This is a genomic window from Sphingomonas sp. AP28 (assembly GCF_056680455.1).
Genome location: NZ_JBWXQI010000004.1, coordinates 1 through 19,573, shown reverse-complemented (window position 1 = coordinate 19,573; position 19,573 = coordinate 1). Strand labels below are relative to the sequence as shown.

Annotated in this window: 16 protein-coding genes and 5 pseudogenes; 9 read left to right on the top strand and 12 right to left on the bottom strand. The window is 57.3% G+C overall.

The window, feature by feature from the left end; translation table 11 throughout:
* Positions 1–6 precede the first annotated feature (6 nt).
* The 3 genes from AC1MH0_RS22300 to AC1MH0_RS22290 are packed head-to-tail and all read right to left on the bottom strand — an operon-like array spanning position 7 to position 3,356.
* Positions 7–1,026: a glycosyltransferase family 2 protein gene (locus tag AC1MH0_RS22300; RefSeq protein ID WP_480966269.1), complete on the bottom strand. Its 1,020-nt coding sequence runs from the start codon at positions 1,024–1,026 to the stop codon at positions 7–9.
* Positions 1,023–2,477, bottom strand: coding sequence for a lipopolysaccharide biosynthesis protein (locus tag AC1MH0_RS22295; RefSeq protein ID WP_480966268.1), 1,455 nt, complete (start codon positions 2,475–2,477; stop codon positions 1,023–1,025). The genes AC1MH0_RS22300 and AC1MH0_RS22295 overlap by 4 nt, the downstream gene beginning before the upstream one ends.
* Positions 2,478–2,534: 57 nt before the next feature.
* Positions 2,535–3,356 carry a hypothetical protein gene (locus tag AC1MH0_RS22290; RefSeq protein ID WP_480966267.1) on the bottom strand — a complete coding sequence of 274 codons (822 nt, stop codon included), beginning with the start codon at positions 3,354–3,356 and terminating at the stop codon, positions 2,535–2,537.
* A gap of 168 nt (positions 3,357–3,524) precedes the next feature.
* Here AC1MH0_RS22290 and galU point away from each other — a divergent pair, with 168 nt between their 5' ends.
* The 4 genes and pseudogenes from galU to AC1MH0_RS22270 all read left to right on the top strand — a co-directional run.
* Positions 3,525–4,385, top strand: coding sequence for a UTP--glucose-1-phosphate uridylyltransferase GalU (gene galU, locus AC1MH0_RS22285; protein ID WP_480966266.1), 861 nt, complete (start codon positions 3,525–3,527; stop codon positions 4,383–4,385).
* 300 nt (positions 4,386–4,685) lie between these two features.
* A complete protein-coding gene (locus AC1MH0_RS22280; RefSeq protein ID WP_480966265.1) occupies positions 4,686–5,654 on the top strand; it encodes a glycosyltransferase family 2 protein in 969 nt (322 codons plus the stop codon).
* A gap of 78 nt (positions 5,655–5,732) precedes the next feature.
* Positions 5,733–6,601, top strand: a pseudogene (locus AC1MH0_RS22275) (IS481 family transposase); the annotation flags it as partial.
* Between the two features lie 81 nt (positions 6,602–6,682).
* Positions 6,683–7,617: pseudogene (locus AC1MH0_RS22270) on the top strand (IS630 family transposase); the annotation flags it as partial.
* 115 nt (positions 7,618–7,732) lie between these two features.
* Here the strand turns inward: AC1MH0_RS22270 and AC1MH0_RS22265 are convergent.
* The 4 genes and pseudogenes from AC1MH0_RS22265 to AC1MH0_RS22250 all read right to left on the bottom strand — a co-directional run bounded on the left by AC1MH0_RS22265 (position 7,733) and on the right by AC1MH0_RS22250 (position 12,324).
* A protein-coding gene (locus tag AC1MH0_RS22265) for an IS3 family transposase (protein WP_133021543.1) occupies positions 7,733–8,904 on the bottom strand; the annotation gives its coding sequence in 2 pieces (ribosomal slippage) (positions 7,733–8,640 and positions 8,640–8,904; 1,173 coding nt in all).
* Positions 8,905–9,679: 775 nt separating this feature from the next.
* On the bottom strand, positions 9,680–10,486 hold the full coding sequence (locus tag AC1MH0_RS22260; RefSeq protein ID WP_480966264.1) for a PEPxxWA-CTERM sorting domain-containing protein: 807 nt from the start codon (positions 10,484–10,486) through the stop codon (positions 9,680–9,682).
* Positions 10,487–10,697: 211 nt separating this feature from the next.
* Positions 10,698–11,509, bottom strand: a pseudogene (locus tag AC1MH0_RS22255) (IS5 family transposase).
* 63 nt (positions 11,510–11,572) lie between these two features.
* Positions 11,573–12,324: pseudogene (locus AC1MH0_RS22250) on the bottom strand (IS5 family transposase).
* Positions 12,325–12,467: 143 nt separating this feature from the next.
* Between AC1MH0_RS22250 and AC1MH0_RS22245 the strand changes: the two are divergent.
* From AC1MH0_RS22245 to AC1MH0_RS22235, 3 genes are all read left to right on the top strand, one after another.
* Positions 12,468–13,661 carry an IS701 family transposase gene (locus AC1MH0_RS22245; RefSeq protein WP_480965956.1) on the top strand — a complete coding sequence of 398 codons (1,194 nt, stop codon included), beginning with the start codon at positions 12,468–12,470 and terminating at the stop codon, positions 13,659–13,661.
* Between the two features lie 218 nt (positions 13,662–13,879).
* A protein-coding gene (locus AC1MH0_RS22240; protein WP_480966263.1) for an IS5 family transposase occupies positions 13,880–14,637 on the top strand; the annotation gives its coding sequence in 2 pieces (ribosomal slippage) (positions 13,880–14,213 and positions 14,213–14,637; 759 coding nt in all).
* Positions 14,609–14,944 carry a hypothetical protein gene (locus AC1MH0_RS22235; protein ID WP_480966262.1) on the top strand — a complete coding sequence of 112 codons (336 nt, stop codon included), beginning with the start codon at positions 14,609–14,611 and terminating at the stop codon, positions 14,942–14,944. The genes AC1MH0_RS22240 and AC1MH0_RS22235 overlap by 29 nt, the downstream gene beginning before the upstream one ends.
* A gap of 305 nt (positions 14,945–15,249) precedes the next feature.
* On the opposite strand, the gene AC1MH0_RS22230 is transcribed toward AC1MH0_RS22235, so the two are convergent.
* The 4 genes and pseudogenes from AC1MH0_RS22230 to AC1MH0_RS22215 form a co-directional block, all read right to left on the bottom strand.
* Positions 15,250–15,909 (bottom strand): PEPxxWA-CTERM sorting domain-containing protein, encoded by a 660-nt coding sequence (locus AC1MH0_RS22230; protein ID WP_480966261.1) that lies wholly within the window; start codon positions 15,907–15,909, stop codon positions 15,250–15,252.
* A 221-nt stretch (positions 15,910–16,130) separates the two neighbouring features.
* Positions 16,131–16,265, bottom strand: a pseudogene (locus AC1MH0_RS22225) (PEPxxWA-CTERM sorting domain-containing protein); the annotation flags it as partial.
* 619 nt (positions 16,266–16,884) lie between these two features.
* Positions 16,885–17,598: a PEPxxWA-CTERM sorting domain-containing protein gene (locus tag AC1MH0_RS22220; RefSeq protein ID WP_480966260.1), complete on the bottom strand. Its 714-nt coding sequence runs from the start codon at positions 17,596–17,598 to the stop codon at positions 16,885–16,887.
* 559 nt (positions 17,599–18,157) lie between these two features.
* A complete protein-coding gene (locus AC1MH0_RS22215; protein WP_480966460.1) occupies positions 18,158–18,400 on the bottom strand; it encodes a helix-turn-helix domain-containing protein in 243 nt (80 codons plus the stop codon).
* Between AC1MH0_RS22215 and AC1MH0_RS22210 the strand changes: the two genes are divergently transcribed.
* Positions 18,399–18,554, top strand: a complete 156-nt coding sequence (locus tag AC1MH0_RS22210; RefSeq protein ID WP_480966469.1) for a hypothetical protein — start codon at positions 18,399–18,401, stop codon at positions 18,552–18,554. The two genes, AC1MH0_RS22215 and AC1MH0_RS22210, sit on opposite strands and share 2 nt — an antisense overlap.
* A 59-nt stretch (positions 18,555–18,613) precedes the next feature.
* Positions 18,614–18,931, top strand: a complete 318-nt coding sequence (locus AC1MH0_RS22205) for a hypothetical protein (protein WP_480966259.1) — start codon at positions 18,614–18,616, stop codon at positions 18,929–18,931.
* A gap of 91 nt (positions 18,932–19,022) precedes the next feature.
* On the opposite strand, the gene AC1MH0_RS22200 is transcribed toward AC1MH0_RS22205, so the two are convergent.
* A partial coding sequence (locus tag AC1MH0_RS22200; protein WP_480966258.1) for a PEPxxWA-CTERM sorting domain-containing protein occupies positions 19,023–19,573 on the bottom strand: 551 nt, incomplete at its 5' end.

The following is a 19,573-nucleotide window of genomic DNA, read 5'->3' as shown; positions in this document are numbered from 1 at the left end:
ACCTCTTTATGTTGATACTGGACGGATCAGGCGGACAAGGCCCGAGACGCCCAGCAACAAAGTCTTGATACGCGATCCTAACCATGGACGCTGACCGTCCGCAGCCTCATGAAAATCGCGGTACGCCTGAAGTCGCGACGAGAGCGACGCTCCGTCGAACATCAGAGCACGTGCCATCGATCGATGGTGACGGTCTGCAAATACAACAGCTGCAGTGCCAGCAGCCGGTGCAAACGGGCCGTTGCCATCGCGCAATTGCTTAAACAACTTAGCAAGCTGCGCCGTGATCAGCGCCTGTTCGCGATGCCTGACGATCTCGATTTTGGCCACTTCCTCCAGCTTGGTTCGCGGGCGCCAACCAATGAAGCCGGCTGCGTTGCTGCCGTGCTGGCGATACAGGATCAGTGGCCTGGTGATGTGCGACACACGGCCGAGCGCGGCAGCGAGGGTATAGATCCAGGTATCATGGGAAAGCGGACGATCAGGAAATTCAGGCTGCCGAGGCCGAAGCTGCCGATCGATAAGGTGGACCAGTTCTCGGCGGAACATCATCGTGTTGCCCCAGCCAACGCAGTAGGGATCAAGCTGCAACGGCTCGTAGACCTCATCTTTCTCGATATCCTGGGTCCAGTGCAACCCAGTCGGCTTAAGAAGCTCGTCTGTCACTGTCAGGGTATGAAGCACGATCAGGCTGTGATCCGCGTGCAATCGCGCGGCTTCTATCTCCAGCTTGGTCGGCAGCCAGACATCGTCCTGATCACAAAGGGCGATTGCTTCATGCTGACACGCTTCGGCAGCATGAAGAAAGTTATCAGAAAAACCCAGCCGCGTTGACTTGGACAGGATGCGCACCGGAAAAGGAGCGGTGATCGCGAAAGCGCGCACGATCTCCAGCGTATCATCGGTCGATCCGTCGTCGCTGACCACCAGCTCGTCGGGCAAAAGTGTCTGACCGGACAGACTAGCAAGCTGTTCGCGCAGATAGCGGCTGCCGTTATAGGTTGCGAGTGCAACAGATATCTTCATCGCACGAGCTTTCTACCCAATCGTTCCACCAATGGCCCCATTACCTTTCTTACTTCCTGCCAAGCGGGGTGGTCCAGCATTGCCAGACACCCTAGCCACGCCCCCCCGCCTAGCAGCATCGCGACACTCATCAGCGGCAGGGGGGGCAGGGCCGCACCGTAGAATACGACCACGGCGGAAGCAGGCAGGATCGCGAGCAGCGTCGCCAATCCGCTGCGCAGGTAGATCGGCAGGAAGTCCCGCGTCGTCGTCTCTGTCATGCTGTTGAGGTAAGGCCGGTAGATAAAGAGCGCCAAGACTGCATCCACGATCCGGCTCGCGGCCGCCCCCTCCAGTCCGTAAAGGCAACCAACTGCAAACAGGCCGGTGCCCACTATGACGCGGATTGTCTCCACTCGGGTCTGCTCACGCATCCGGCCGGTCGAGGTAAAGACCTCCCAAGTCATGCTGACTGAAGTGAGCAGGATCGAGCTAATCGCTAGATAGACGAGGGGCATCACTGCCGCCTCCCAACGCTCGCCATAAACCCAGACGATGAACGGCCGGGCTATGACGGCAAGACCCGCGAAGGCAGGCCACAGGATGGCTGTCATTACCGCCACCGTTCGCAAATAACGGTCGCGCAGCGAAATCTGCTGGCGATGGGTTTCCGCAAAGTCGACTAGTACGACACGCGAAACGATGCTCGCGATGTTCTGCCAGACTAGATTGTTGAGCCCACTCGCCCGGTTAAAAAGGCCGAGCGCGCTCAGGTTTATAATGCGCCCGATCAGCAATTCGGTAATCCGCCCACCCGCCGTATGCATGCCGGAGATCGCCAGCGTCTGCATGCTAAAGCGCAGAACGCGTCGCCATGCCTGTCGACCGAACTGATACCGGGCATGGTCTCGCCCGACATACAGTGCCAGTCCGGTATAGACCGCGCTGTACGCCAGCTGCGCATAGGCGATGCTCATATAACCACCGCCTCGCACCACCAACACAATGCCGACGACCGCATTGACGATGATGGCAACTGCGCTGATGAGGGCGAGTGCCTTGAAGCGCCCTTCCCGCTCCATCTGCGCCATGGGCAAGTACGACAGGATACCAAACAACGGCGAAATCGCGAGCACGAGTAGAACGTCACGCACCCCCGAATCGCCTGATCCTGCCATTCCTGACAGGGCGGCTACCACAATCACCAAGACGAACATTACCGTGATCGCCACGTTCATGGTGAACGCGGTACGCACGAAATCCTCTGTTATATTCTCTTCGCGGATGATAAGCGCGGGCAGACTGAGTTGCTGGATGACCGAAAGCAGGCCGACCAAGGCGACCGCAATTGCATAGATGCCCATTTGATGGGGACTTAAATAGCGTGCAAAGATGATTGACGTTGAAAATTGCAGGATCAGGCCGATCAACTGCGCCGCACCCAGCCAAGACGCTGATTTACGTAACGACACCGCGTTATCGCCCCCCGACTAGTGCAACAGGCAACTGGCCGGGCAGCCACCGATGGCTTACCATCTCATTGCTCCGTTCGCCGTGGCGATGATCTTGCGATAGACCCGCTCGGGTAGGGGGGTCGGTGCCGAATGATCGTCCTTCAGGCGCTGGAGCTTACGGGCAAGATCGTCGCCGAACAGCACTGGGTGGTGTAATCGTGGCGCGGCACCCTCCGGCATGAAGCGCGACCCGTCGATGACGTTGATGTAGGAGTAGGTATCGCCTTCGTAGAACCGTTCGCCTAAGTCATTCACGTCCGCGATTGAGAGGCCGGCAGCCATTGCCGCAGTCGCCGCGAAACTCTCGTCGTTTGGCCAGAGCAGGCGCCTGAGCAAGCGGCGTGAGTGATCGCGGCGCTTTGCTGCGAGTGTGTCGACTGCCCTAGCAGAAAGGCGCACGACCGGAAAAAAGCAGCGATATGGTCGGGCGTCCGATGCCGCGACGCTGGCGCGCCACCACCAATCGCGAGTGGCCGGCCGAACGTCTGCAGCCAGCATATCGACGTGTGGATGCGCATCGCAGGTAGCGAAGAACTGCGCTGCGTCGCCGCTGATCGCCACGTCGTATTCGATCATCCAGTAATGAACTTCGCTGGGAAACTGCTGCCTGGCCAAATAAAAACCGTAATCCCCGCAGCGCCAAGCAAAATCGTTTGGCGTATGCAGTCCAAGCTTGGCGCAGGCCGCGTCCGTTAGGCTGACCTTGGGCAACTCTGTTGGGACCGGTGCTTGCCGTTCGTCGACCAGCATCGCGACGATTTGGCCGCTAGCGATGTTCAAGCGATCGGCTAGAGTGCGCACTTGATCATCGATACGAGTGGTACGAACCAGTATCATTCGCTCGCCCCGCTTACCTGTCAAATAGGCCAACTTTTGCCGCGTCGCAGCAATTCGTCCGAAGCGCTAGCGAGAAAAGATCGGTCTAGCAACCGAAGCTCGTTCAGCCACCGTTTGCCGTAGGGAAATTGCCACGATAGGGGGCGTTATAATCTGGAGTTCTCTGGCATGACGATCAAGCGCGTACGCAAGGCGGTGTTTCCGGTGGCGGGGCTCGGCACCCGGTTCCTGCCGGCGACCAAGGCGATGCCCAAGGAGATGCTGACCGTCGTCGACAAGCCCCTGATCCAGTATGCGGTCGAGGAGGCGCTGGAGGCGGGGATCAAACAGATCATCTTCGTCACCGGCCGGGGCAAGGGCGCGCTGGAGGATCATTTCGACGTCTCCTACGAGCTGGAGGCGACGATGAAGGCGCGCGGCAAGTCGATGGCGCTGATCGAGGGCATCCGCCAGAAACCCGGCAGCCCGGTCTATGTCCGCCAGCAGGAACCGCTGGGGCTGGGCCATGCGGTGTGGTGCGCGCGCGACATCGTCGGTGACGAACCGTTCGCGGTGCTGCTGCCCGACGAACTGATGGTCGGCGGCTTCCTCAAGCAGATGGTCGCGGCGTACGAGCAGGTCGGCGGCAACGTGATCGGCGCGCTGGAGGTGCCCGACAGCGAGACCGACAAATACGGCATCATCTCGCCCGGCCGCACCGAGGGGCGGCTGACCGAGGTGACCGCGCTGGTCGAGAAGCCGAAGGGCAAGGCGCCGTCCAACCTGATGATCCCCGGCCGCTACATCCTCCAGCCCGAGGTGATGGACATCCTCGACGCGCAGGAACCGGGTGCGGGCGGCGAGATCCAGTTGACCGATGCGATGGCCAAGCTGATCGGGACGCAGCCGTTCCACGGCTTCACCTTCGACGGCAAGCGCTACGATTGCGGTGACAAGACCGGTTACATCCAGGCCAATCTGGCGCTGGCGCTGGCGCGCGACGATATCGGTCCGGCGGTCCGCGAATTCGCCCGGACGGTGCTGGGGTGAACGGCTTTCTAGCCGCTAAAATGGCAGAAACCATATAATTCGGACAATGATACTATTGTTACCATTATCTTTTCATTAAATGATCAATTTGCTCCTTAGTTTTATTCTGCATATAACGTTAACCCTAGCGTACAAGCTATAATAGTGGTGTAGCAGGATATCATATGGTACTATATAATTAAATGATATTCTGTAAATCAATGTGGCAACGCAGCGATCAAAATCATAGCTAATTGATCAAATAAACCGACATGATATACTTTTTATTTTCCACCGACTAGCTGTGATAGGAGAAGTCTTGTGGATGATTCCCACCCCAGAATTGCTGTTATTACCGTAAACTGGAATCGACCTGGTCTAACCACGTCTTGCTATGATGCACTAAAGACGTCTATCGGAATAGACTGGCATCTTTTTATTGTAGATAATGGTTCCACCGATGAATCGGTAAAAATTTTATCCAGATTATCTGGTAATGTATCTCTTATTGAAACTGGCATCAACAGTGGGTGGGCCGGCGGAAATAATAGGGGTATAAAAACCGCTCTGGATCAAAGTTTTGAGTGGTTATTCCTCCTAAATAACGATGCCACCGTCAATCAAACCACTTTGTCAGAATTGTGGAAGGCGGCGGTGCGTACACCTTCTTCTACGCCAGTTATTGGGGCGGTCCAGTTTGATAATGAGGGGGGCGATAGTTTCTTTGGAAACAAAGACATATCAAACTCGGTTTTTCATGCTGGTATAACCGAAGCTGAGTTCGATCAGAAACCAAATTTATACCAAACTTCAGTTGTCAAAGGCGCCGCCTTATTTTGCCACAAAAATCATTTTGACAGCATTGGACTGTTTGACGAACGTTTCTTTTTGAATTTCGAAGAAGTAGACTGGTGTGTTAGAGCCCGAAAGTTAGGCTTTGAAGTATTGATGAGCAAAAAAGCTACGGTGGAACATTGTGGCTCCGGCTCAATGGGAGGCTATAAATCGCCAATGAGCACTTATTTTCTTGTTAGGAACGGACTGCTTTATGCCGAAATGCACGGCGGGCTAAAAAAGAGAATAAAGGCGACGCGAGATTTCTTTGATTGGGCACGCATCGAATTTGGTACAAATAGTTGGATAAGAGCTGGTCTACAAACTTTAAAATCTAGAAGCCCTTGGGCATTAGCTTTCAAACTTGGCGTTCGAGATTATGTATTAAGACGTTTTGGTGACTGCCCTTCTTTTGTCAGGACTTTGACTTATAAGTCCGATTGTAATAATACTTAGTGGAAATAATCTTGAAACTAGGTGTTTGATCCCACGGTTTGATGGTGCGATCCTTTCGTTGGAATGGAAGGAAGCAGTATGGGACAGGTACGTCACGGGAGCGCCGCGACCACGCACGCCGTCAGAGCAGCAATACAGCGATCGCAAGCTTCGCTCTCGACGCTGAGCCGGGAGCTCGGGATCAACCCGAAGACGGTGGCGAAGTGGCGTAAGCGAGCTAGGTTGAGGATTTAAAGACCGGGCCGAAGGCCCCTCACTCCACGACCCTGACCGAAGCCGAGGAGGCAGCGATCGTCGCATTCCGGCGCCACACACTCCTGCCGCTCGACGATTGCCTCTATGCGTTGCAGCCGTCGATCCCGCATCTCACACGCTCAGCGCTGCACCGCTGCCTGCAGCGGCACGGCATATCCCGTCTGCCGGACATCGAGGGGGACAAGCCGAAGCGACAGCGCTTCAAGCGCTACCCGATCGGCTTCTTCCATGTGGATATTGCCGAGGTTCAGACTGCCGAAGGCAAACTTTACCTGTTCGTCGGCATCGACCGCACCAGCAAGTTTGCGGTCACCCAGCTCGTCGACAAGGCTGACAGGCGGACGGCTTGGGAGTTCCTCGAACTTCTGCTGAAAGCGGTGCCCTACCGCATTCACACGATTCTGACCGACAACGGCATCCAGTTTGCCGAGCAGCCGCGCAACCGTAACACCGCCTGGTCGCGTCAGATGCGCTTCGACATGATCTGCGAAGCAAACGACATCGAGCACCGGTTGACCAAGCCGAACCACCCGTGGACCAACGGTCAGGTCGAGCGGATGAACCACACCATCAAGGAGGCAACGGTCAAACGCTTCCATTACGAGAGCCACCAGCAGTTGCGGGTGCACCTCGCAGACTTCATGGCAGCCTATAATTTCGCCCGTCAGCTCAAGGCGCTTAGAGCGGTTTCTCACCGTGTTGAATCATAAGGGGATTCCCGTCGCTGCGGTTTTCTGATTCAGGATTCATGCCGGTGCAGGAGGCTGGCATGGATGGCGCGAGCACTGTCGGTAGATCTTCGGGATAGAGTTGTGGCGGCTATCGCGGGTGGTCTGTCGCGTCGGCAGGCTGCGGTACGGTTCGGTGTCAGCACCGCGAGCGCCATCCGGTGGCAGCAGCTTGCAACCCAGCACGGGACGCCAGCGCCACAGCAACAGGGTGGCGATCGACGTTCGATGAGGATCGAGGCGCATGCCGGGTTGATCCTAGACGCTTACAAGGCGACCCCCGACATAACGCTTGCCGAGTTGCAGGCGCTCCTGGCTGATCACGGCACCGAGGTCGCGCTCGGCACGATATGGCGGTTCTTCGCGCGACGCGGGATCACGCGCAAAAAAAGACTGCGCACGCGACCGAGCAGGATCGTCCCGACATCTTGAAGCGGCGCGAGGAATGGTTCGACGGTCAACTCGATCTCGATCCCGAGCAGCTCATCTTCATCGATGAGACGTGGGCATCAACGAACATGGCACGTCGCTACGGCAGAGCGCCACGCGGCGAACGACTGCGGGCCGGCGTGCCGCACGGGCACTGGAAAACCACCACCTTCGTCGCAAGTCTGAGCCGCACCGGCATGATCGCACCCTGGGTGCTCGACGGACCGATGAACGGTGATGCCTTCACCACCTACGTGACCCGCGTGCTGGTGCCCGAACTCTCGCCCGGTAACGTCGTCATCATGGACAACCTGTCGAGCCATAAAGCGCCGGCCGTGCGTGTCGCCATCGAAGCCGCAGGTGCCAGGCTCCTGTTCCTTCCGCCCTACAGCCCAGACTTCAACCCTATCGAGATGGCCTTCTCCAAACTGAAGGCGCATCTGCGAAAAGCGGCCGAGCGGACCATTCACGGCCTCTGGGATGCCATCGGCCGTATCGTCGACCTCTACTCGGATGGGTGCTCAGGTAACTATCGTGACGCAAAATCATTTGTCGGCGGTCAAGAGCAGCGACGTGGAAGGAAGACGTTACGCGTCCAGTTCGGATCGGCGACGGCGCTTGGCTCCATACCGTGAGCAGCCCCCACCGGGTGGTCCGGGTAGATAGTTAGTGCATCGTCGCCTCCGCCGCCATTGCCGGGCGTAGGTGGAGCGAAGCGGAGCCGGAGGCCGGCAATGGCGGGGTCGCTGCTGCTGGCGCCGGAGGTCGATAGCCCAGGCTGCTGTGTGGTCGGACGGTGTTATAGTGACGCCGCCACGCCTCGATCAGCACCCTTGCCTCGGCGAGGCTGTAGAAGATCTCGCCGTTGAGTAGCTCGTCGCGAAGCGAACCGTTGAAGCTCTCGTTATAGCCGTTTTCCCATGGCGAGCCCGGCGCGATGTACAGCGTCTTCACGCCGACTTGGCCGAGCCATTTCTGGACCGCGGTAGCGATGAACTCGCTGCCATTGTCCGACCTGATATGCGCTGGCGGACCTCGCGCGATGAACAGCTCGGCAAGCGCCGCCAGCACGTCTTCGTGTTTCAACTGACGTGCGACGGTCAGCGCCAGGCACTCCCTGCTGGCCTCGTCGATGATCGTGAGGATCCGGAACTTGCGCCCGTCGTGCGTTCGCGCTTCGACAAAGTCGTACGCCCAGACATGCCCCGGATACTCCGGCCGCAGCCGGATGCACGAGCCGTCGTTTAACCACAGCCGGCCACGCTTGGGTTGCTTCTGTGGTACCTTCAGCCCCTCACGCCGCCAGATGCGTTCGACACGCTTATGATTCACCGACCACCCCGCGGCATGCAGCAGTGCGGTCACCCGGCGGTAACCGTAGCGTCCATACTGCCCGGCCAGCGCAACGATGTCCTCAGTCAGCGCCTGTTCGTCATCTGCCCCACACGGCACCTTGCGCTGCGTCGACCGATGCTGCCCGAGCACGCGACACACCCGTCGCTCGGATACGTCCAGCACCTCTTTCACTTGGTCAATGCAGCGTCGGCGCCGCGCGGGGCTTAGAAGTTTCCCCGTGCCGCCTCCTGCAGGATCAGCTTGTCCAGTGTCAGGTCGGAGATCGCACGCCGCAGCCGCAGGTTCTCCTTCTCCAGATCCTTCATCCGACGAGCCTGATCCGTCTTCAGCCCACCATATTCCTTGCGCCAGCGGTAATAGGTTTGCTCGCTGACCGCGATCCGCCGACACGCCTCGGCGGTCGTCCCGCCCTGGCCCAGGACGATTTCAACTTCACGCAGCTTCCCGATGATCTCTTCCGGCTTGTGCTTTTTCGCAGGCATTCGTCGTCCCTTCCTTGATCCAGACTCTCATAGTCGATGGACCGCTCAGAAGGGGGCAGCTCAATATGGCGAACTGGATTTGGGCGCTATCGGATCGGCCGACGGGAAGTTTTCCGAGTCAAAGCGCGAAGATGACAACGTAGATCGCGGATCGAACCCGCCCTTGAGCCGTGGAGCCGTAAAACCGTTTGATATCAACGGCCGTTGCCAGATCGAGACACAAATGTGGCGTAGGGAATATCAATGGCTCGTACGGCCGGGGGGCATCACTATCCATGCTCTGGCGGTGCCGATACGGGTTAGTGCCGGGAACAGGATTTGGTCGTTATCGGATCGTGGTTTTCCGAGTCAAAGCACGAAGACATCGGCCAACAAACGCTCCGGCGCTCACTCCCCGCACCGGAGCAGTGTGCGGTGCGATTGCTTTCAAACCAGCGCTCGATCGCGCTGGACGAGGGAAACGTGCAGCAAATCGGGTAAACAGACGGCCCGGATAGCGCGGTTTTGCGATACCAGTGCGGTACCAAGCCATGTAGTGCTAGCGAAAATGCGAGGCATCCCGTGCTCCAGCGGTAAGAATATTTCCTACCGGAGCCCGCGCTCGTCCCTGCCATCCTTAAGCTGATAAAGTACGGCATTGCGTCGATTTAAGCGGATGCGGGATGGTGGTCTTACTGCCAGAGTAGCAGTGGCGAAGCGACCAATCATTCAACGACACAAAAGGCCGTCACGCACTGTTGAGCGCGACGGCCTAAGTATCTGTCTCGATTAATTTTTATGAGGCTACGATAGCCTTCACATGGTTTATAAAATTGACCTTGGAAACCTTGGCGCGGCGCCGAATAGCGGCCCCGGTCATACCAAGCCCGAGGATCATCATTGCCCATGATGCCGGCTCCGGAACCGCCCCATTTGGTGAGGCTTCAAAATTATAGCTGGTGCTTCCGGTAGTTGTGCTCAGCGTCACGTTATCAGCGAACGCATGGTATCCGGCTGACGCGGAGCTACCAACACCAACCGAGAAGCCTGACACGGTCGCACCCGCGAGCTGACTGGCCCACTGAGCAATCGTCTGACCGGCATTTACGCTGCCGCCAGTAATATAGAACAGATCGTTCGCCGACGACGAGTACCACGTATCACGGTTGGTGTTTCCGTATGTACCGTTGTACGCACCTTCCCAAATCAACTCCTTGCGAGTCGCCCCATCCTGAATCAGCAGACGCAGCGCTGGCGTCAAATCGACGTTTAGCGGATTCAGAGAGTCGGCAGCGATGCGCCAGTCAAATGTAAGGCCTGTGATACTGGAGAGGGCGCCAAGGTTAGTCCTCAGGGGAGCGTATTGTATCCCGACCTGAGTGCGGGTTCGATCACCTCTCATTTCGAGCGAACCATTGCCGGATCGTGCGGCAGTCGTCGTAACAGCGGCAGTGCCGCCACCGGTATTCTCGCCTGGGTAGGTCCCAAAGGTTGCCGCAGTTGGAAACCCAGATACGCCGTTCACTATAACGGTTGCGGCGGACGCCGGTGAGACGACCAGGCCAGAAGATACAATAGCAAGTAACACTAATGGATAACGCACCGAATCTCTCCCCTTTTGATTAACGATATATTAACAAAGTCATACTCCTCGTCAACTGTAGCGATCGTGAGTTTGAAGGAGGCATCCCATTACAGGACATCATTTAGTTCAAATATCGAGGTTGCCCTCGCCAACGCGCGGGTAAAAAGCAATGCATAATATCATATGTATTCAGCGACTTACGCGCTATTAAGGCGTCAGGATTTTATCGTTAGGCCACATGGACAAAGGGCAGCCACAGCGTAACTGATGCGAGCGCGACGAAGCCGAGATAGGACTCTAAGGTCTTGTCATAACGCGTTGCGGCACGGCGCCAGTTCTTGAGCTTGCTGAACAAGCGCTCGACGAGATTGCGCCAACGGTATTTCTCGCGATCATGCGGGATCGGTATGCGGCGGTTACTTTTGGTTGGAATGACCGCCTCGACATCCGCCCTGGCGAGTTCCTGGCGGATGGCATCGGCGTCATAGCCCTTATCGGCAAGCAGGGCCTCGATCCGGTCAGCCAGCATCCCGAACAAGGGCCCGAAGCCCTTCACGTCGTGGGCCTGGCCCGGCGTCAGGACGAAACATAGCGGTCGCCCCTGACCATCACAGCGGGCGTGCAGCCCTTCGACAAGCTCAGGAGGGCCTTGGTTGTGAAGCCGCCTCGCGAACGGCCGAGCCCTTCGAATTCTTGATCCCTTTTTTTAGCCCGACGGCGCAGTGGTGCGCCCGGACTACGGTGCTGTCGATCATGTCGGCGCTGACATCCCGCTCGACGACAGCGGCCAGGGTCTCCAGCATGGCTTCGAACACGCCCATCACGACCCAGCGACGATACCGCCGGAACACACCACTTGCCATATTCATCCGGCAAATGCCGCCATTGCGCGCCTGTCCGCGCCATGCCTTCGAAATAGGGCCGGTTGTCTCCCGCGGGTCGGCAGCTACGTCCTCGCTCCGACGGCAGCAGGGGCCTGATCAGAGCCCACTCATCATCCGAAACCCAATCCGCTCGACCAACGCCGCCTCCAAAAGACAGCCTTGAATCAACCGATCCGACGCGCGTCAACCTTTGTCCACGTGGCCTAGGGCTCAGACTCATTCACAGCCAGAAGGCGACGGCGGTGGCGAGCGCTACGCCTGACAGGAAGTTGGCGGCGAGCTTATCGTAACGGGTGGCAACTCGGCGAAAATCCTTCAGGCGGCAGAAGGCGTTCTCGACCAGATGGCGGTCTTTGTAGCGCTCACGATCGTAGCGAACCTTCCGCTTACGGCTAGAGCGGCCTGGGATGACAGGTACAGCCCCCGCCTTACGTAGCGCGCGACGAAGCGGGTCGGCGTCATAGCCTTTATCGGCAAGCACGTAGCGCGCGCGGCCCATGCGGGCTAGCAACTCCGGCGCGGCGGTTATGTCCGCGACGTTGCCGGGCGTCAGCATCAGCGCAAATGGGCAATCGACGACGTCGGTAAGGGCGTGGATCTTGGTCGTCCAGCCTCCGCGTGAGCGGCCGAGCGCCTGCGCTTTAGCCCCTTTTTACCTCCAAATGCAGCGCGTTGCGCCTTTACATACGTGCTGTCGATCGCGGTGCTTCTGGTCACCGCGCCGGCATCGACCAGCGCATCGAGGAGCTTGAGCTAGAAGCCTCGATGCGACCAGCGATTGAAGCGGTTGTAGACTGTCGTGGAGGGACCATAGTCGATCGGACAGTCGCACCAGCGGCAACCCACTTTCAACACATACAGGATACCCGAAATCACCCGACGGTCGTCTACCCTCCTCGCGCCGGGTTGGTTCTTAGGCAAATGCGGCTCGATCGCCGACCACGCCTCGTCCGACAACCAGAACAATGCCATGCGCCATTTCCGTTGATCCACGCCGCCAGTGGATCAGGAAAGTTGCTCCACCTCAACCCGCTGATTGGGTTTGAGCCCTAGCATTACAGTTGCGAATTTAAGCGAAGTCTGAATCAATGGGTCTTCATGGCAGGAGACCGTGGATGACGGGTGCATCGATTGAGACGACGCTGGAGCTTTGGGCGACTTCGCTGCGTGACGTGAAGGCGCGGATGCGGGGTTTGTTCACGCAGGACCGTGTCGCGGCATCCGCGGGGTTCTTCCTGGAAGGGCTGCTAGGCGACGAGCGGCGCAAGACGGGCTGGATGCGTGCGGAAGCGGCAGGCGATCCGGGACCGTGGCGGCAGCAGGCGATCCTTGGCCGCGGTCGGTGGGACGCTGACGCGCTGCGCGATATCGTACGCGACTATGTCGTCGAGACGCTGGCTGCCGAGGATGCGGTGCTCGTGATCGATGAGACGGGTTTCCTCAAGCAGGGCAAGGCGTCGTGTGGTGTCTCGCGCCAATACACCGGGTCTGCGGGCAAAATCACCAACTGCCAGATCGGCGTCTTTGCCGCCTATGTCTCGCACCGCGGTCATGCCTTTATCGACCGGGCGCTGTATCTGCCGAAGAACTGGACCAGCAACAGCGCGCGCATGGTTTCGGCCCATGTCCCGACGGAGACGCGGTTCGCGACCAAGCCAGCCCTGGCGGTGCAAATGATCGCACGTGCGATTGCAGCCGACGTCCCGTTCGCCTGGGTCGCCGCTGACAGTGTGTACGGCGTCGGCGACGTCGAGCAGGCGCTACGCCGAGCAGGGAAAGGCTATGTCCTGGGCGTTGGCTCCAACCATCACTTTGGCTCTTGGGTGGGGAAGCCCGCCGTTTTCGGCACTGCAGGTGAAATCGCACAGGATCTCGATCCCGCCGCCTGGCATCGCCTGTCGGCAGGCAATGGGACGAAGGGAGCGAGACTGCACGACTGGGCCTATCTCGAACTCGCAGACATCGAGGCTACCGATTACGGTGAAGGACGCACTGGGGTGTGGACACGCGGCTTGCTGATCCGACGACATATCGCGGACGGCGAACTGGCGTTCTTCACAACCTGGTGCCCGGCCGGGACCGGGATCGACGCGCTCGTGCAGGTTGAAGGCCACCGCTGGGCGATCGAGGACAGCTTTGAGACGACCAAGAACGAACTCGGCCTCGACCATAACGAAACCCGCTCCTGGCATGGATGGCATCGCCACGTGTCGCTGGTCATGCTCGCGTTCGCCATGATGGCGGTGATCCGCCACCACGCAAACGAGGTGACGCCCCCAAAAAGAATGCGCACGACACCCCGGCGCTGATCCGCTGGTCCATACAAGAAGTTCGACGCATTGCCGTTCGGCTCGCCCAGCGCCGTATCGCGCCCGCCCACATCATCGCATGGTCGTTATGGCGACGAGCGCACCAAGCGGCCGCCCGCCGCGCTCACCTCAAGTCGAGAATGCAACTGTAATGCTAGGGTCAGGACCCATTGATGTAACAGGCGCGATCTGATTCAGGCTCCGTGAGGAGACTGAGGATGAGCGACCTATACTGGCTGACAGACGAGCAGATGGCGCGCCTGCGGCCATATTTCCCCAAGAGCCATGGCAAGCCGCGAGTTGACGACCGGCGAGTATTGAGCGGCATCGTTTTCGTGAACCGCAATGGGCTGCGCTGGCGTGATGCGCCCAGCGACTACGGACCGCACAAGACGCTCTACAATCGCTGGAAACGGTGGGGTGAGATGGGTGTGTTTCTCCGCATAATGGAGGGCTTGGCTGCCGCTGATGCCGACCCAAAGACTGTCATGATCGACGCGACGTATCTGAAGGCGCACCGCACGGCATCGAGCCTGCGGGTTAAAAAGGGGATCTCGGGCGCCTGATCGGTCGCACCAAAGGCGGTATGAACACGAAGCTCCACGCCGTAACCGACGCAAACGGCCGTCCGCTCAGCTTCTTCATGACCGCTGGACAGGTTAGCGACTACACCGGTGCGGCCGCGTTGCTGGACGATCTGCCCAAGGCACAATGGCTACTCGGCGACCGCGGCTACGACGCTGACTGGTTCAGGGATGCCTTGCAGGCCAAGGGCATCCAGCCGTGCATCCCAGGTCGCAGGTCTCGGCTCGAGCCGATCAAATACGACAAACGCCGCTACAGGCGCCGTAGCCGTATCGAGATCATGTTCGGACGGCTGAAGGACTGGCGCCGCGTTGCGACCCGCTACGATAGGTGTCCGACGGTCTTCTTGTCCGCGATCGCTCTTGCTGCCACCGTCATCTACTGGTTTTGATCAACGAGTCCTGACCCTAAGGGGCAACGCCCGCAACAGTGATGATGATATTGCGCGTGAATGCAATATCTATCTAATTGCTTCGAAAAATCCTGATATGAAGCGACTATTGGCTAACGTATTCCCTAACGCTGTCTTTGACGAATGGGGCATCAACAGAAAGGATGGTCTAACAGGGCAGTCAGGTAAGGTACTCGATTATTTGAAGGCGCTCTTTGCTGAGTCTTTAACGGATAAGGTTCGTAAGAAGGCGGTTAGAGAAGCTGTCGGCATTGCGGATGCGCAAGGTCTTACTAACGCTTGCTAGGGACGAAGTGCGACGCGCCCTCGAAGAAGCTGGCATAGCTGTCAAACTACACCATTTTGAGCGATCTAGTGGCTAGTCAATGGACTGCTTGATTGGCTGTATATTCAGATTACGACGGATTTAGAGGGGCAGCCGGTGGCCTACAGGCTTCGATAAGGGCGGGGGATAGTGCAACCTACCTATCCCGCCCCTAGCTGCCGTACGGGCCTGAACCGGGCATAGAGTTGGATATGTCAGGTAGCCTGAAATACAAAAGCCGCCACCCTTTCGAGTGACGGCTTCCAGCACCTAAAGCGTGGGGTGCTTCAGGCGAACTTAACGGTCGTCGAGACCTTCGAACGACGACGCATCGCAAAGCCGACCGCGCCCATGCCGAGAATCATCATCGCCCAAGTAGCTGGCTCGGGAACGGCACCCGGTGTTGCCGCCGTCGAGTAAGAGAAATTAATCCTGCTGTAAGGCTGCGAGCCGGGGCTTGTGAATAGGTCATGGGCGGGACCGTTCACCAGCGAGTCTTGGAAGCCCAAACGAGCAATCGTCACAGGCAAGCCGCCGATCGTGGAGGTAAAGGGACCATCGGCATAGCTGTTAGTGGTGCTGAGCGAGCGCGAGCCTAGGATTCCAATGATGTCGCCGGTATTGATGCTGATTGACGTCGCGATGGAGGACGCACCGTTCTGGTTGGCAAAATAGCCTAAATTGGTGAACGCATTCGTCGTGGTCGTAAAAGTGGGAGGAGTGTTAGATAATCGGACGACCTCAACCCACTGGTTATCTGTGCTGGCGTCGATCGGAATGAACAGCGAGTCGATCGTGAATGCTGTCGGTGCTGTGAAGTAATAGCCTCGCGTTAAGCCGGAAAAAGAATTGGTCTGCGGACCTACAATGAAGTCAGCCGCGAGCGCGGGTGAAACAGCGAAACAGGTTGCCAACACGGTCGCGGCGAAAAGAACAGTTTTTTTCATGATCATCCCCATCCAGCCACGCTGAGCTGCGGGGCGTCTGGCGCTTCACTACCCAACCGTTAATCTCCCAGAAAGGTTCTTTTTCTTACCAAATACTGAAAAATAGCAGTTTTTCTCGTCTTGATACAACGGGTTAGAGGTTTGACGGTTAACGGCGTTATGCTCTGGACATGAAAAAACTGCCGCCCTTTCGAGCGACGGCTTTTCGTTGTTCCGATCGATTACGAGTTCGCGATTGCCCGCACATGGTTCGTGAAGTTGACCTCCGAAACCTTAATCCGGCGACGCATGGCGGCGCCGATCGCACCCATGCCCAAAATCATCATGGCCCACGTTGCAGGCTCTGGCACTGCACCGGCTGCATCAGAGATCGTCACAATACCAGCCAGCGCCGCGTTACCGCCGAATGTTGCAGCATAGGTCCCAGTCTGGAACATGGGGGCAGCGAGAGTGCCCGTGAAAACTTGGGGCCCAAAGTAATTGCCGAACAAACCGCCGTTCGCCAGCAAATAGAAACTTTGGGTCGTGCGCTCCGCGTATTGACCCGTGCTATTGGTAATCCCTGCAACAAAAGCAGTTCCGGAACTTGAGATCGGTGTTGGATTACTATCAACATTGAAGCTGAACGAACCATTCGTGTCCGTTACGGGCGCATAGCTAACGAGCAACGTGGCTGCATTCGCCGACGTAGCGGTGATCGCCGCGACAGCAAGCGCGGTCGTGGTGATGAGTTTGTTGATCAGCTTCATGACATCTCTCCAGCGAGCCACGCTGGAGGCGGGGCGTCTGACGGCTCACTAACCAGCCGTTAATGTTTCAGAAAGGTTTCGTTTTTTACAAAATCTCGCCGCGGTGGAACCTTTTCCCATTCTGGTACAGGGAGTTACCGGTTGAAGGTTAACGGCGTTATGCTTCGGACATGAGAGAACCGCCACCCTTTCGAGTGACGGCTTCCAGTACCCAACGCTTGAGAGCTTAGGCGAGCGCGACCTTGCTAATGCCCTTGGACTTGCGACGGCGCATTGCGCTGCCAACCATACCCATGCCGAAGATCATCATTGCCCACGATGCTGGCTCGGGAACCGCGCCAACGGCTGTAGGGGCAAAATTCGCACGCTGCGCAACCGACCCGTCCTGCGTAGTAAACGTTCCCGCAAGGTTATAGTTGGTAGCGTTAGTGCGGAAAATGTATGTCGCGCTTGTTTGACCACCAGCTTCAAGACCATTGGATCCAAAGTCCGCGCGAACAACTGAACCACTTCCATTCCTCGAAGCGGTTGTTGTGGAACCCGCAGGACCCTGCAAATTAGGGTTGTTTGCAGCTGTAAAAAAGCCCGCGCCATCAAAGTCGGTAGTATCAACTAACGCATCAACGGTATAACCAAAAAAGTTTGACGCGGTTAGGTTGAATACTTCGTCATTAGCTAGGATCGTGCTGATCGCGACTTGATAATAAAAGTCTAAAGTTCCCAAAGTATTTTGATAAACCGCGCTGCGGAGGAAGCCGGTGTAAGTCGTCGCGCCCGTTGTACCTGTTTCGATACGACCCAACTCTGCGCCGCGGGTAGCGGAGTCAAAAGTGGTAAACGCCACACCGGATTGATCCGGCATGACTACGGTTGCGGACGCCGGTGCCGCTGATGCAAGCAGCATGATTGAGGCGAGACCAATCGAGATTGAACGCTTCATGAGGGTAACCCTTTTATCATTCGGATCGAGAGGGGCCCCCCTCGATGCTACGAACCAAAAAATCACGCTTCGCAACAATAAATCGTCAGCTTTGGTATCGAGCGCTGTTAAGAACGTTAATGAACGGTAAATGTATGCTTACACATGAACTTTTTTTAATATTATCGCATGAGCCGATCGGTAACCTCCTACCGACTGGTTTGAAAAGATTGGCGGTCGTCGGCGCGACGGCTCGCGGCGGTTTAAAAATGCCTAAACCACAGCGTGGTGCAATCTGTGCTGCATAGTCGAACCGATTGCACTTGATGCCGGTAGCATCCGATTTAGAGGGGCAGCCGGGTGCCAGACAACGCAGATATGGGCGGGAGATAGGGCAAGCCACTCATCCGTTGCTTATCGCTGTCGGCGGCTCAAATCCGGGTTTATGCCTGCCCCGTTACAGGCCATCCGTCACAACATCGACCCCATCCCCTGTGAGGATAGCCGATTATCAGAAACAAAAAATCTGCACGGATTAGGGTAAGTCACGGACCCATACGGTAGGACATAGGCCCCTGGCCTAGTCAGTGTGCGGCACAGTACCGATCATCGTGGCAGGGTCGCACCCCAATGCCATCGCGATATCTACAAACTCGACGACGTCCAGCCGTCGCTCCCGGGTTTCATACCGCGATACGAACTGCTGATGGCGATAGATCTTAGCTGCGAACGCCTCCTGACTTACCCCTGATCCCTTATTCCCGCCGATCCCCTGCGGTGTCGAACAGTCCCCAAACCGCTCTTGGGCGCTCGCTAGAGCCATGAGTAGCGCGTTGGCCAGGTCGGGAGACAAAAAAGACTTCATCGTCCTCTACGGCCCCTTCTGGCGCTTCTGCGACGACGGCTTTGGGGATGGCGAGCATCCGCCGCTCGACATAGGTTTCATCGACCACGGCGGGCGATCCATGGCTTGGTAATAGTGAGCAAGGCAGATAGGGCCGATTGTTTCCAAGGCCGTTGCAGAGGATCGCCGATCATGATGGCTGCCGTAATAATCTGTCTCGTTACCAACGTGCCTGATGGCACCACGATCGTTTGCAACGACAAGACCCGGATACGCATTGCCGGGCTGGAGGTAGGGGCGCGTGTCTCGACAAGAGCAAAGGGCTTGCTTGCCGGTTTGACCATGGGGAAGAAGGTATCGTGCCTACCCACCGGCAATGAGGGGCCTTTCATTGTCGCGAAATGCACACTGCCGGATCAACGTGATCTTGCCTGTACCCTAATCAAGTTAAAAGCGGCGGTTCAGTCAAAGGAATCTTGGCTGCGCTACGGACTGAAAGACTGCGCATAACAATGTGCAAGCGACAAAATAGAAAAGCCGCCCCCCCCTGCTCCGAGGCAACGGCCTTCCTTTGATCTAAGTCTCTGATTTTAGACAAACTTTATGCGTAGGCAACCTTGGTCGTGACCTTGGACTTGCGACGCATTGCGCTGCCAACCATACCCATACCGAGGATCATCATGGCCCAGGTTGCTGGCTCTGGAACCGCACCGGCTAGGGAATTTCCCGAAACGCGGAAGTTCAGATCACAGTTTCCCGTGACTGCACAGTTCGGGTAAACCTCCCTTGTAAATATTGCTTTACCGCCGGTATAGGCGTCACCAGATCGTTCGACTCCAGTGTTGATATTGATGTCGGGCCCCATCACCACGGCATTACGTGAACTAGTGCTTGATAGCACTGCGGTGTAAAGCTGGCCCACTGAAACCGACGCACCATTTATATCGAGGTCAAACCACGTCGGGGTTCGGGTATTGATACTAGTAGGCAATGTAAAAGTGCGAGTAACAATCGAAGTACCATTCAGTGCTTCACCAGCAAATAAATTAAATGTAAAAGGCAGATTAGCATTACCCGGGTTGAGCGAGTTAAACTGAAATCCAAAGGATGTTAGATTTGTATCAATAGCGGTAAAGCTTTGACCGGTGGGCC

Coding starts and splice junctions, on each gene's coding strand:
- AC1MH0_RS22300 (WP_480966269.1), bottom strand. CDS start 1,026: ATGAAGATATCTGTTGCACTCGCAACCTATAACGGCAGCCGCTATCTG.
- AC1MH0_RS22290 (WP_480966267.1), bottom strand. CDS start 3,356: ATGATACTGGTTCGTACCACTCGTATCGATGATCAAGTGCGCACTCTA.
- galU (WP_480966266.1), top strand. CDS start 3,525: ATGACGATCAAGCGCGTACGCAAGGCGGTGTTTCCGGTGGCGGGGCTC.
- AC1MH0_RS22245 (WP_480965956.1), top strand. CDS start 12,468: ATGACGGGTGCATCGATTGAGACGACGCTGGAGCTTTGGGCGACTTCG.
- AC1MH0_RS22230 (WP_480966261.1), bottom strand. CDS start 15,909: ATGAAAAAAACTGTTCTTTTCGCCGCGACCGTGTTGGCAACCTGTTTC.
- AC1MH0_RS22220 (WP_480966260.1), bottom strand. CDS start 17,598: ATGAAGCGTTCAATCTCGATTGGTCTCGCCTCAATCATGCTGCTTGCA.
- AC1MH0_RS22210 (WP_480966469.1), top strand. CDS start 18,399: ATGAGTAGCGCGTTGGCCAGGTCGGGAGACAAAAAAGACTTCATCGTC.
- AC1MH0_RS22215 (WP_480966460.1), bottom strand. CDS start 18,400: ATGGCTCTAGCGAGCGCCCAAGAGCGGTTTGGGGACTGTTCGACACCG.
- AC1MH0_RS22205 (WP_480966259.1), top strand. CDS start 18,614: ATGATGGCTGCCGTAATAATCTGTCTCGTTACCAACGTGCCTGATGGC.